The 12,235-nt window shown below is 66.7% G+C and carries 9 protein-coding genes; 4 read left to right on the plus strand and 5 right to left on the minus strand.

Annotated features, from left to right (window positions below; translation table 11 throughout):
* Positions 1-58 precede the first annotated feature (58 nt).
* The 3 genes from VPA02S_RS07250 to VPA02S_RS07260 are packed head-to-tail and all read right to left on the minus strand — an operon-like array spanning position 59 to position 3,564.
* Positions 59-241 carry a hypothetical protein gene (locus VPA02S_RS07250; protein ID WP_028254298.1) on the minus strand — a complete coding sequence of 61 codons (183 nt, stop codon included), beginning with the start codon at positions 239-241 and terminating at the stop codon, positions 59-61.
* On the minus strand, positions 238-1,428 hold the full coding sequence (locus VPA02S_RS07255; RefSeq protein ID WP_062363070.1) for a PepSY-associated TM helix domain-containing protein: 1,191 nt from the start codon (positions 1,426-1,428) through the stop codon (positions 238-240). Before VPA02S_RS07255 ends, VPA02S_RS07250 begins: the two co-directional genes overlap by 4 nt.
* Before the next feature lie 30 nt (positions 1,429-1,458).
* Complete coding sequence (locus VPA02S_RS07260) at positions 1,459-3,564, minus strand: TonB-dependent siderophore receptor (RefSeq protein WP_012746271.1); 2,106 nt, start codon at positions 3,562-3,564, stop codon at positions 1,459-1,461.
* A 181-nt stretch (positions 3,565-3,745) separates the two neighbouring features.
* On the opposite strand from VPA02S_RS07260, the gene VPA02S_RS07265 reads away from it, so the two are divergent.
* The 4 genes from VPA02S_RS07265 (at position 3,746) to groL (ending at position 9,690) form a co-directional block, all read left to right on the plus strand.
* Positions 3,746-5,353, plus strand: a complete 1,608-nt coding sequence (locus VPA02S_RS07265; RefSeq protein WP_012746270.1) for a phospholipase D family protein — start codon at positions 3,746-3,748, stop codon at positions 5,351-5,353.
* 66 nt (positions 5,354-5,419) lie between these two features.
* Complete coding sequence (locus VPA02S_RS07270) at positions 5,420-7,525, plus strand: TonB-dependent siderophore receptor (RefSeq protein ID WP_012746269.1); 2,106 nt, start codon at positions 5,420-5,422, stop codon at positions 7,523-7,525.
* A gap of 191 nt (positions 7,526-7,716) precedes the next feature.
* Positions 7,717-8,007, plus strand: coding sequence for a co-chaperone GroES (locus VPA02S_RS07275; RefSeq protein ID WP_012746268.1), 291 nt, complete (start codon positions 7,717-7,719; stop codon positions 8,005-8,007).
* Between the two features lie 30 nt (positions 8,008-8,037).
* Positions 8,038-9,690, plus strand: a complete 1,653-nt coding sequence (groL, locus tag VPA02S_RS07280; RefSeq protein ID WP_012746267.1) for a chaperonin GroEL — start codon at positions 8,038-8,040, stop codon at positions 9,688-9,690.
* A 74-nt stretch (positions 9,691-9,764) separates the two neighbouring features.
* On the opposite strand, the gene xylB is transcribed toward groL, so the two are convergent.
* Positions 9,765-11,240 carry a xylulokinase gene (xylB, locus tag VPA02S_RS07285; RefSeq protein ID WP_012746266.1) on the minus strand — a complete coding sequence of 492 codons (1,476 nt, stop codon included), beginning with the start codon at positions 11,238-11,240 and terminating at the stop codon, positions 9,765-9,767.
* A 45-nt stretch (positions 11,241-11,285) separates the two neighbouring features.
* Positions 11,286-12,224: an AraC family transcriptional regulator gene (locus VPA02S_RS07290; RefSeq protein WP_026284346.1), complete on the minus strand. Its 939-nt coding sequence runs from the start codon at positions 12,222-12,224 to the stop codon at positions 11,286-11,288.
* Between the last annotated feature and the right edge of the window lie 11 nt (positions 12,225-12,235).

Consider the following 12,235-nt stretch of genomic DNA (forward strand, 5'->3'; position numbering starts at 1 on the left):
CGATTCTGCTTCGGCGCGCGCCCCTGCCCGTACTAGCAGGAACCCGATCGGGCCGGATTCAGCCTTTTCTGCGCCAGCCGTACCAGCCGCACACGGCAACGGGAATGCCCAGCGCGAACCAGGCCAGCATGTCACCCAGGCCGCCGTCGCTGAACAGCGCCGAGATCAGCCCGAAGGTGGTGAGCACGCCCAGCACGATCGGCCAGCCCCACATGGGCCAGAAGCTATGGCGCTGCTTCATGCCTGCACCTTCATGGCGGGCGCCGGATCAGGCTGCTGATGTGGTCCGCCATGCGGCGGCCGCTGTCCCGCCGGCGAGGCCGCAGCAGGCACGCTGTTGCCGCGCTTGAGCCACAGGTACAGCCCGCTGCCCAGCACGATGATGGTCGCGATGTCGAGCAGCGCCCAGATGATCTGCATCGGCATGCCGCCGTAGTCGCCGAAGTGCAGCGGCTGCGACACCAGCAGCGCCGTCAGGTACCAGGGCATCTTCGGCGCGGCGGTCACCTGGGCCGTCTTGGCGTCGACCAGCACCGGCTGCAGCAGCTTCGACGTGAAGGGCTCGTTGCCGCGCATGAAGAAGGTGGTGTGGTGCGGGCTCGAGAACGCCGTGCCGGGGAAGGCGACGAAGGACAGCTTCATGCCGGGCGTCTGCTGGAGCGCGACCTCCATCGAGCGCTGCACCGATGCGCGCTGGGCCACGGGCACCGTCGGCTCGTCCTTGTAGGGCGCGAGAAGCGCGCTGAGCTGGTCGTACTGCCAGTACTTGATGACCAGGTCGGCCCAGGTGTTGATCATGCCGGTGGAGCCCACCACGAACAGCCACACCAGCGTGACGATGCCCAGCAGGTTGTGCAGGTCGAGCCACTTCAGGCGCGGGCGCTTCTCGCGCCGCACGGTGCCGAAGTCGAGCTTGCGCATGAAGGGCGCATAGAGCACCACGCCGGAGACGATGGCCACCAGCAGCAGCAAGCCCATGAAACCCAGGAACAGCTTGCCCGCGAGGCCGGCGAACAGGTCGACGTGCAGCTTGAACATCACGTACATGAAGCCCTCGTCGAGCTTGGGCTGCGCAAGCACGGCGCCGGTGCGCGCGTCCACCGCCACCGACTTGAAGTCGTCCGTGGGTGCGGGCGTTGGCGTGAGCGTGACGAACCAGAGGCCATCGTCGTCCTCGGGCTGCGAAACGAACTGCACCACGCGGTCGGGGTGCTTCGCACGCGCGGTTTCGAGCACGCGGTCCAGGCTCACGCGCGGCGTGTTCGCGGGCATCCTGGGCGACTCGACCTCGGTGCCCAGCAGGTGGCCGATCTCGTGATGGAAGATCAGCGGCAAGCCCGTGATGCACAGGAGCAGCATGAACACGGTGCATACGAGGCTGCTCCACTTGTGCACCCAGGCCCAGGTCTTGATCTTTCGGCTGTTCATGTCGTTGCTGCCCTCGTCGAAAGTGAGCGGTTAGAAGCGGTAGGTCGCGCTGGCCACGACGTTGCGGCGCGAGCCGTACCAGCAGTCGCCGCGCGACAGGCAGGTGCTGAAGTACGCCTTGTCCGTCACGTTGTTGATGTTGAGCGCATAGCGCCACTGCGCCGTGTCGTAGGCAAACACGAGGTCGGCCAGCGCAACGCCCGGCACGCGCGGTCCCACGCCGAATTGCAGGTCGCGGAACGAGCTCATCACGCGCACGCCGGCGCCGGCCGAGAAGCCGCTGACGCCGCCGATCGAGAAGCGGTACTTGGCCCAGACGCTCGCCTGGTGCTTGGGCAGGCCCTCGATCTGCTCGTCGGCATCGGTGTAGTTGTAGTGCGCGACGAGGTCGAGGTCGGGGCCGATGGAGCCCTTGGCCTCGAGCTCGACGCCCCGGGTCTTGGTCTTGCCGGCTTGCGTGTACACATTCGGCGACGGCGAGGTGATCTGGTTCTTCTCCCGCAGATCGTAGACCGCCGCGCTGAACGCCAGCGCGCGGTCCTTCGGCTCGTACTTCACACCGGCTTCCCATTGCTCACCGCGCAAGGGCGTGAAGATCTGTCCGTTGCGCGGCGACTGCGGCGTGAACGATTCGGTGTAGCTCAGATACGGCGACCAGCCCGAGGGCATGGCGTACATCAGGCCGAAGCGCTTGGTGGTTGCGCTGCTCTTCTGCTCGTCGCTGCCTGCCGCGCTGGACACCGCCCTGTCGTGCCGCAGGCCCGCCACGAAGATCCAGTTGTCGAGCTTGACCTGGTCCTGCAGGTAGACGCCGGTCTGGCGCTGGCGGGTGCGCGGCAGCGCCACGCGCTCGGGCAGGTCGACGTGGCCGTACACCGGCGCGTAGACGTCGATGGTGTCGAAGGTCGTCGCGCCCCAGACGTTCTCGCGCTGCCTGGAGAAATCCGCGCCGACCAGCAGCGTGTGCTTCACGGCGCCGGTCTCGAAATGGCCCTCGACATGGTTGTCGAGCGTCTGCGTGCGGTTGCGCGTGAGATAGCTGTCGTAGTAGCGGCCGAGCACGCGCTTGAAGATCGGATCGGTGGCGTCCCAGCTTTCGGCCCCGCTGAAGGCAGCGCCGTAGTGGTAGCGGTTGTCGTTCTCGTTTTTCGCGTAGCGGAAGTTCTGCCGCACGCGCCAGTTCTCGTTGAACTTGTGCTCGAACTGCCAGCCGAAGGTCTTGCGTTCGCTGTCGTAGTAGTCGAAGCCCGGCTCGCCGATGAAGCGGCTGGCGGGAATGCGTCCGTTCGGGTTCGGCAGCAAGGTGCCCTCCCACGGAAGGAACTGCGAGCTGCTGCCGCTCTTGTCCTTTTGCCACAGCCCCTGCAAGGTGAGCGAGGTCGCCGCGCTGGGCCGCCAGGTCAGCGAAGGCGCAATGACGCTGCGGTCGTCGGGCACATGGTCGACCTGCGAGTCCGACTTGCGCTGCAACGCGATCAGCCGGTACGACAGGCTGCCGTCGGCATTCAGCGGCCCCGTGAGGTCGGCCTGGACCTGCTTGCGGCCGAAGCTGCCGAACTGCACGCCCACTTCGCGCTGGGTTTCCTGCAGCGGACGCTTGCTGACCATGTTGACCACGCCCGCCGCGGTGCCCGCGCCGAACAGCATGCCCGCCGGGCCGCGCAGCACTTCGAGCCGCTCCAGCGTGTAGGGCTCGGTGCGCGTGGTGCTGGTGTAGTAGCCATAGGACTGGCGCAGGCCGTCCAGGTAGACGTCGGGCGTGGCGCCGCGGATGCGCACCGAGTCGGTCCGCGAATCCTGGCCATAGGCATCGGAGCGCACACCGGCCGCATAGTTGAGCGCGTCCTGAACATTGCCCGCGCCCTGGTCCACCATCTGGTCGCGCGTGACCACGGTGATCGATTGGGGCGTTTCGGCCAGCGGCGTGTCGGTCTTGGTGGCGGTGGCGGCGTTCCGGGCGCGGTAGCCGATCACCGGCGAGGTTGCGGTTTCGGCCTCGGCGCTCGCATCGACCTTCACCTCCGGCAAGGCGCCGGGCGCCGTCGCGGTCTGGGCCAGGACCTGGTGATGCACGTAGACCGCCATGCAGCCTGCCAGAACCGATGCGACCCTGCGCCCCGCCAATAACCTTGCCATTCCCGCTCCACTCCGAAACATTATTAAGAACGATTCGCATTCTATTTATAAAGCCCCATTTGTTCCGATTTCCCCGCCTCGGCAAGGGGACGTTCGGCCACCGCATGCATCCGCGGCGCAGGCGCGGCGCAAGGCAAAGCGGCTACGATCCGGCCGCACGTCGTGTGCGTTCGCGGGCCCCATGCTCCACAAGTTCCTCGCCTCTTTGTTCCCCGCGCTGCGCGGCCTGGCGCTTTGGCTGGTGGCCGCTGGCATCGCCGGGGTGCTCGCAGGCTGCGCCGGCCTGCCTCCGCGCACGCCCGAGCCGCCAACGCTCTCGATCGCCGCCTCGCCCTCCACCGCGCTCGGCCGCGCCGCGGCCAGCCTGGACACCGCCGCGCACGATGGGCTGTCGAGCATCCGGCCGCTGGTGGAGGCTTCCTTTGCGCTCGATGCACGCTTCGAGCTGATGCGGCGCGCGCAGGCCTCGCTGGACGTGCAGACCTACCAGCTCGGCAACGACAAGACCGGCCGCCTGCTGCTGCGCGAACTGCGAAATGCTGCGCGCCGCGGCGTGCGGGTGCGCCTGCTGCTCGACGACTTCTACACGACCGGCATGGACCGCCTGCTGCTCGGCCTGGCCGCGGAGCCCAATGCCGAGGTCCGGCTGTTCAACCCCTTCGTCAACGCCCGCGACCACTCGGCCACGCGCTGGCTCGAGTTCTTCGGCGATTTCCGCCGGCTCAACCACCGCATGCACAACAAGCTCTTCGTGGCCGATGGCGCCATGGCCATCGCGGGCGGGCGCAACCTGGCCGACGAATACTTCCTGCGCAGCGAGGATGCCAACTTCATCGACTTCGAGCTCCTCATGGCGGGCCCCGTGGTTCCGGAAGCCGCCCGCATCTTCGACACCTACTGGAACAGCGAGGTGGTCTACCCGCTCCAGCGGGTTGCCGGCGCCAGCGGCACGCCGGAGGCCCTGAAGTCGGAATTCGAAGCCGCCACCTCGGCGGTCCACGCCCCTGCGCCGGCCGCGCTTCAGGGCACCGACGTGATGGGCGACCCGCCGCTCGGCGTCCAGCTGGCCGACATCGGCCGCATGAAGTGGATGCGCGCCGACGCCCATGCCGCGGCCGACAGCCCCAACAAGGCGCTGGGCATCCTCGCATCGCCCGCCGAATCGCTCGCTGCGCGCTTCCATGAGATGACCGCCACGGCGCGCTCGGACGTGGTGGTGATCTCGCCCTACTTCATTCCCGGCGACGAAGGCATGGCCCGCATCCGCGAGGGCCGGGCGCGCGGCGTGCGCATCAGCGTCATCACCAATTCGCTGGCCGACAGCGACGAGCCGCTGGTCAACATCAACTACAACCGCTACCGCGTCGACATGCTGAAGCTGGGCGTGAACCTGTACGAGGTCAGCACCCAGCAGCTCAAGCGCAACCGCCAGCTGCGCAGCCTGCTCAAGAAGGCGCGCGGCCGCCTGCATGCCAAGCTCGCGCTGGTCGACCGCGAGTGGGTGCTGCTCGGCTCGATGAACCTCGACCCGCGCTCGGCGCGGCTGAACACCGAATTCGGCGTTCGCGTGCGGAGTTTCGAGCTGACCCAGGCACTTCTGTATGCCTACCAGCTGGACGACATCGAGGGCGTCTACCGCGTCGTGCTGATGCCCGACGGCGAGAACGTGCAATGGATAGGCACCGGCGACGTGGACAACGAGGTGCTGGACAGCGAGCCCGATTCGAGCCTGCTCACGCGGCTGCAGCTGCTGCTGTTCTCCTGGTTCGTGCCGACCGACCAGTTGTAGCGGACGTCTACAATAGGTAATGAGAGTTATTCTCATTAACTGTAAATAAAACGTCAACAAATTGCAATGAGATTCCGCATCCGGTCGTCACGCATCGCCTTTGCCTTGCTCCCCCTCGCTTCCATTTCCCCGCTCTCCATGGCACAAGGCACCGGCAACGGACAGCCGGACCCGGCGAGCACATCGCTGCCCGAAGTGCATGTGGTCGCCGAGCCCGAATCCGGCGGCTACAACCCCACGACCAGCAGCGGTGCCACGCGCACCAGCACGCTGCTGCGAGAGGTGCCGCAGTCGGTGCGCATCGTCTCCAGCCAGCTGATCGAGGACATGGGTGCAACGCGACTGGCCGACACGGTGGATCTTGTGAGCGGGATCACGCGCCTCAACGACTTCGGCGGCACCTGGGACAACTTCGGCATCCGCGGGTTCAGCAGTACCGACATGGGATTCCTGGTCAACGGTTTCCCCGGATCGCGCGGCTACAACCCGCCGCGCGACACCGCCACGGTCGAGCGCTTCGAATTCCTCAAGGGGCCGGCGTCGGCCATCTACGGCAGCAGCGAGCCGGGCGGCACCATCAACATCGTCACGAAGAAGCCGGAGTTCACGCGCCGCAACACGGCCGACTTCAGCATCGGCAGCCAGGGCCTGCGCCGCAGCACGCTGGACAGCACCGGCGCGCTGAGCCGGAACGTGGCCTACCGGCTGAACCTGGCGGTGGAGGAAGGCGACAGCCGAAGCGACCTGCTGAGCAACAGGCGCACCCTGGTGGCACCCGCGCTGACCTGGGTCATCGACGACAAGACAGTGCTCAACTACGAGTCCGAATTCCTGCGTTCGAAAACGCCGCTGGACCGCGGGCTGATCAATGTTCGCGGCCTGCTCGGAACCTTGCCGCGCGACCGTGTGCTCAATGAGCCCGACGACGGCAACATGACGCTCACCAGCAATACGCACCAGCTCACGCTGGACCGCCAGCTGTCGGAAAACTGGCGCGCGCGCATCGGTGCGAGCTACAAGGAAAGCACCTTCTCCGGCAACTACACCGAAGCGACTTCGCTCGCCAGCGACAACCGGACGCTCAACCGCCGCGCCACCTGGCGCCAGCTGCCGTCGCGCGACACGTCCTTCCAGGCGGAGCTGGAAGGCAAGTTCGCGACCGGCGCCCTGGCCCACACGCTGCTGGTCGGCGTGGAAGCGTCCAGGCTGTGGATGAACACCGAAATCCTCCGCTCGGGCAACTACCCGATCGACATCTACCAGCCTGTCTATGGCAAGCCCCGGCCGCCGCTCACCTCGCTCACCTCCAGCTCGGACGAGCACCAGCGCGCGAGCGCGGTTTTCCTGCAGGACCAGATCAGCCTTTCGCCGCAGTGGAAGCTGCTGGTGGGCGCCCGCTACGACCATTTCAGGCAGCGCATCGAGGACCGCGTGAACCGCAACAGCGCCCAGAAGCATGATGCTGTTTCGCCGCGCGCCGGCCTCACCTACCTGCCGAACGACTGGAGCTCCTGGTACGTCTCGGCCGGCAAGTCGTTTCGCGGCAACAGCGGCACCGACAAGAACGGCCAGGCCTTCGATCCGCAGCGTTCCACCGCGCTGGAGGCCGGCCTGAAGCTGCAGACGCCGGACCAGCGCCTGGGCGCCAACCTGGCCGTGTTCGACATCAAGAAGACCAACGTGCTGACGGCCAGCGACACGCCCGGCTTCTCCGTGGCGGCCGGCGAGGTCAAGAGCAGCGGCTTCGAGGCAGACGTCTACGGCCAGATCGACAGGAACTGGCGGGTGAGCGGAAATTTCGCCTATGTCGACGCCCGCATCTCGAAGGACGCAACGCTGGCGCCCGGCACGCGCATCGTGAACATCCCGAGGACGAGCGCCGGCCTGTTCGCCATCCGCGAGGATGCGCTGGCCGACGGCAGCCGCTATGGCGTGGGTGCCGGCATCAACTACGTGGGCAACCGTTCGGGCAACAGCGCCGACACCTACTCGCTGCCGGCCTACACCACCGTCAAGCTGGTGAGCTTCTGGCAGATCAACAAGACCGCCCGCGTGTCGATCGACGTGCACAACCTCTTCAACCGGAACTTCTACACCGCCTCGTGGGGCAACCTGTACGTGATTCCGGGCGCCAGGCGCAGCGTCGTGGCCAGCCTGAAGCTGGACCTCTGAAGCCCTCGCGACCAAAAACCGAGCGCAGTTACAGCCCGGCGGGCCGCCCCGGCCTTGAAAGTCCGCCGATTGCCCTTATGATTAGCACTCGCTGCTGACGAGTGCTAACAAGGCCTCGCTTCCAGTCGATGGGCCGCCGGCCTTTTCCGCCGGCGCCCGACCACAACCCCGTTTCTTATCCAGGAGATGCAATGAAACTTCGTCCTTTGGCCGATCGCGTGATCGTCAAGCGTGTTGACAGCGAAACCAAGACCGCCTCTGGCATCGTCATCCCCGACGCAGCCGCCGAAAAGCCCGATCAGGGTGAAGTCCTGGCCGTCGGCCCCGGCAAGCGCACCGAAAAGGGCGACCTGACCGCACTGACCGTCAAGGTCGGCGACCGCGTCCTGTTCGGCAAGTACAGCGGCCAGACCGTCAAGGTCGATGGCGACGAACTGCTGGTCATGAAGGAAGACGACCTCTTTGCCGTGGTCGAGAAGTAATCAATTCATCCCTATTCGGAGTAATAAAACATGGCAGCAAAAGACGTAGTCTTCGGCGGTGAAGCCCGCGCACGCATGGTCGAGGGTGTCAACATCCTCGCCAACGCCGTCAAGGTGACCCTGGGCCCCAAGGGCCGCAACGTGGTGCTCGAGCGCTCGTTCGGCGCCCCCACCGTCACCAAGGACGGTGTGTCGGTCGCCAAGGAAATCGAACTCAAGGACAAGCTCCAGAACATGGGCGCCCAGCTCGTGAAGGAAGTGGCCTCCAAGACCAGCGACAACGCCGGTGACGGCACCACCACCGCCACGGTGCTGGCCCAGGCCATCGTTCGCGAAGGCTTCAAGTACGTGGCCGCCGGCATCAACCCGATGGACCTGAAGCGCGGCATCGACAAGGCCGTGACGGCCCTGGTCGAAGAGCTGAAGAAGGCTTCCAAGCCCACCACCACGTCGAAGGAAATCGCTCAAGTCGGCTCGATCTCGGCCAACAGCGACGAAACCATCGGCAAGCTCATCGCTGACGCGATGGACAAGGTCGGCAAGGAAGGCGTGATCACCGTGGAAGACGGCAAGTCGCTGGACAGCGAACTCGACGTCGTCGAAGGCATGCAGTTCGACCGCGGCTACCTGTCGCCCTACTTCATCAACAACCCCGAGAAGCAATCGGCGCTGCTCGACAACCCCTTCGTGCTGCTGTTCGACAAGAAGATCAGCAACATCCGCGACCTGCTCCCCACGCTGGAACAAGTCGCCAAGGCTGGCCGTCCGCTCCTGATCATTGCCGAAGAAGTCGAAGGCGAAGCCCTGGCTACGCTGGTGGTGAACACGATCCGCGGCATCCTGAAGGTCGTGGCCGTGAAGGCACCTGGCTTCGGCGACCGCCGCAAGGCCATGCTGGAAGACATCGCCATCCTGACGGGCGGCAAGGTCATCGCTGAAGAAGTGGGCCTGACGCTCGAAAAGGTGACGCTGGCCGACCTGGGCCAAGCCAAGCGCATCGAAGTGGGCAAGGAAAACACCATCATCATCGACGGTTCGGGCGCTGCGGCCGACATCGAAGCCCGCGTGAAGCAAGTGCGCGTGCAGATCGAGGAAGCCACGAGCGACTACGACCGTGAAAAGCTGCAAGAGCGCGTGGCCAAGCTGGCCGGCGGCGTTGCAGTGATCAAGGTCGGCGCTGCCACCGAAGTCGAGATGAAGGAAAAGAAGGCACGCGTCGAAGACGCCCTGCACGCCACCCGCGCTGCAGTGGAAGAAGGCGTTGTGGCCGGCGGCGGCGTGGCTCTGCTGCGTGCCAAGCAAGCCGTGGGCGACAAGGTCAAGGGCGACAACGCCGACCAGGACGCCGGCATCAAGCTGGTGCTCAAGGCCATCGAAGCGCCCCTGCGCGAAATCGTGAACAACGCCGGCGGCGAAGCCTCGGTGGTGGTGAACGCCGTGTTGGCCGGCAAGGGCAACTACGGCTTCAATGCCGCCAACGACACGTACGGCGACATGCTCGAGCTGGGCATCCTGGATCCGACCAAGGTGACCCGCACCGCGCTGCAGAACGCAGCATCGGTGGCTTCGCTGCTGCTGACGACCGAAGCCATGGTCGCCGACGCACCGAAGGAAGAAGCCGGTGCCGGCGGCGGCATGCCCGACATGGGCGGCATGGGTGGTATGGGCGGCATGGGAATGTAATTTCCCGGCTGAGCTCTATTGCTCACCAAAACGAAAGGGCCGCGAAAGCGGCCCTTTTTCATTGCGCGTACGAATTAACGGAACTGGTCGCGCAGCGCCGTATAGAGCGCCCGGAAGCGCGCATGACGCGCCTTGTGCCCATCGGCACCTTCAAGCGAAGGCACCAGCTGTTGCTTCACCGGCGGCAGCGTGCACACCTCGGCCACGGTGCCGCCGTCAGCCAGCCAGGCAAGGCGGGCCGCGCCCAGCGCCCCACCCGTCTCGCTGCCCGCGTACAGCGTGAGCGGCAGCTCGAAGATATCGGCCAGCAGCTGGCCCCACCAGACACTGCGCGCGCCACCGCCCACCAGCGCCACTTCGCGCAGCGGCATGCCGGCCGGCAGGCGCAGGGTGTCGAAGCCGTCGCGCAGGCCGAAGCTCACGCCCTCGACCACGGCATAGGCGATCTCCGCCGGGCCGTGCGCATGCGTGAGCCCGAACAGCACGCCCTGCGCGTTGGGATTGTTGTGCGGGGAACGCTCGCCCGAAAGGTATGGCAGGAACAGCGGGCAGCGCGCGCGCTGCGCGGGCGCGACCGACGCTGCCGCTTCGAGCAGCGCGGCCTCGTCGGCGAACCGGAAGGCCTTGGCGGCCCAGCTCACGGCGCTCGCGGCCGAGAGCATCACCGACATCTGGTGCCAGCGGCCGGGCAGCGCATGGCAGAAGGCATGCATCGCCTGCGCGGGGTTGGGCAAAAAGCGGTCGGTCGAGACGAACACCACGCCCGAGGTGCCGAGCGACACGAAGCCCTGCCCCGGTTCCACCAGCCCCATGCCGACGGCGCTGGCGGCGTTGTCGCCCGCGCCACCGGCAATGAGCACGGCAGCGGCGCCGTTCCCCACGCCCCAGCGCGCGGCCAGCTCGGGCTTGAGCTGCGCCGACACTTCACTGCCCTCCACCAGCCGCGGCATGTGCCCGCGCGTGAGCCCGGCGGCCGCGAGCAGTTCGTCGGACCAGTCGCGCGCGCCGACGTCGAGCCACAGCGTGCCGGCCGCATCGGACATCTCGCTGACGGCCTCGCCGCTGAGCATGAAGCGCAGCCAGTCCTTGGGCAGCAGCACGCGCGCCGTGCGGTTGAAGATTTCGGGCTCGTGCTCGCGCACCCACAGCAGCTTGGGTGCGGTGAAGCCTGGCATCGCGAGGTTGCCCGCGATCTCGCCCAGCCGCGGCACGGCACGCGCAAGCGCCTCGCACTGCGGGCCGCTGCGCCCATCGTTCCAGAGGATGGCGGGGCGCAGCACCTCGCCCGCCGCATCGAGCAGCGTGGCGCCGTGCATCTGGCCCGACAGGCCGATGGCGCGCACGGCCGAGAGCGCTTCAGCATGCGCGCCGCGAAGCTCCGCCATCACCTGCTCCAGCGCCTGCCACCATTGGCTAGGCGCCTGCTCCGACCAGAGCGGCTCTGGCCTCTCGACCGTGAGCGGCGCACGCGCCACGCCGACGATGCGGTGGTCGCCGGCGAGCAGCAGCGCCTTGAGCTCGGACGTGCCGAGATCGAGTCCCAGATACAAGATGGTGCTCCCTGATTGGTGCCTTGAAAGCGCTTGGTGTGGGCATCAGCCGAACCGCGTGTCGGCCTGGCGCCTGAACTCGCTCGGGGTCATGCCCTTGATCTCGAGGAAGCGCCGGTTGAAGTTGGCCACGTTGTTGAAGCCGACCTGGTAGCAGATGTCGGTCACGTAGTGGTCGGTCTGCATCAGCAGGTGGCAGGCACTGTTGATGCGCACGCGGTTGACGAAGTCGGTGAAGCTGTTGCCGGTGGAGCGCCGGAAGAAGCGGCTGAAGCGGCTTTCGCTCATGCCGAGTTCGGCCGCCACGTCCGACATGGAGATCGGCTCCGCCATGTTGCTGGTGATGCGGTTGACGATGTCGTTGATCTGGTCGACCTGCGCATCGCCTTCGACGCCGTGCGCGCCCTGCATCTGCACGCTGGAGAGCAGCCGGTAGTCGGTGCATTGCGCGAGGTCGGCCATGAACTCGAGGAACAGCCCGAGCCGGCGCACGCCGCGCGCGGCCTTGATGTTGTCCCAGTGCGCCTGCGCCTGCTGCGACATGCCGAAGAACTCGATGCCGTGCCGCGCGCGCTCGAACAGCTGCATCACATCGCGCAGCTCCGGAATCTCGGCCGCGGCGCGCTCGATGGGCTCGTGGCGGAACTGGATCACCCGGTCGCGGCCCGCGGCGCCGCCTTCGGGCACGTCCAGCGAGATCCAGTTGTGCGGCAGCCGCGGCCCGCAGAGCACGAGGTGCCCGGGCTGGAACGGCCCGATCCAGTCGCCGATGAAGGCCTTGCCCGAGGTCTCGGTGATCAGGTGCAGCTCGTAGTCTTCATGGAAGTGCCACCGCACCAGCGGGCTCGGAAAGCCGTGCGCGAGGCAGCGCACCAGGCCGGTTTCGGGGGCCTCGTAGCCCAGCGACGGGGAGCGCGCGATGTCGCGCTCCAGCTCGGGTTGGCGCTGACGGGGAATCGAGCGTTTGCGTGTGGACGTTGTCATGGCAGCACGGG

It is taken from the genome of Variovorax paradoxus NBRC 15149, from assembly GCF_001591365.1.
GTDB classification, from domain to species: domain Bacteria; phylum Pseudomonadota; class Gammaproteobacteria; order Burkholderiales; family Burkholderiaceae_C; genus Variovorax; species Variovorax paradoxus.